The sequence below is a fragment of the Neisseria sp. P0001.S005 genome, from assembly GCF_051963715.1.
In genome coordinates, this window is sequence record NZ_JBQCTZ010000481.1 from 1 (window position 1) to 679 (window position 679).

1 protein-coding gene is annotated in these 679 nt (G+C 52.1%); it reads left to right on the plus strand.

What is annotated here, in order from left to right:
- On the plus strand, positions 1 to 474 hold a 474-nt coding region (locus tag ACTHSP_RS21200), incomplete at its 5' end, for an SDR family oxidoreductase (RefSeq protein ID WP_440346906.1).
- Between the last annotated feature and the right edge of the window lie 205 nt (positions 475 to 679).

Sequence of the window (679 nt, forward strand, 5' to 3'; positions counted from 1 at the left end):
GACAGCATCAGCCGCGAAGCGTTCAACACCGCTCACGAAATCTCCGCATACAGCCTGCCTGCGCTGGCAAAAGCCGCCCGTCCGATGATGCAGGGTCGCAACGCTGCAATCGTTGCCCTGAGCTACTTGGGCGCCGTTCGTGCCATTCCTAACTACAACGTTATGGGTATGGCCAAAGCCAGCCTCGAAGCCGGCATCCGCTTCACCGCCGCCTGCCTGGGTAAAGAAGGCATCCGCTGCAACGGCATCTCCGCAGGCCCGATCAAAACCCTGGCCGCTTCCGGCATCGCCGATTTAAGCAAACTCTTGGGCCACGTCGCTTCCCACAACCCATTGGGCCGCAACGTTACCACTGAAGAAGTCGGCAACACAGCCGCCTTCCTGCTGTCTGACCTCGCTTCCGGCATCACCGGCGAGATTACCTACGTTGACGGCGGTTACAGCATCAACGCGCTGAACGACGAAGAGAACTAAACAGTTTACACACCAAACGCACTTTCATCATGGAAGTGCGTTTTTTATGGCCGTTACATTATGGCGTGAATAACTGCATAACCAAAAAGGCCGTCTGAAAGTCAAATACGGATACGAAACATTAACTCTACAGGCTTTCAATGATTATGTTTTCAACATTATTATATTATCATTCCATCTTAACCTAAAGATTCGATAGAGCATT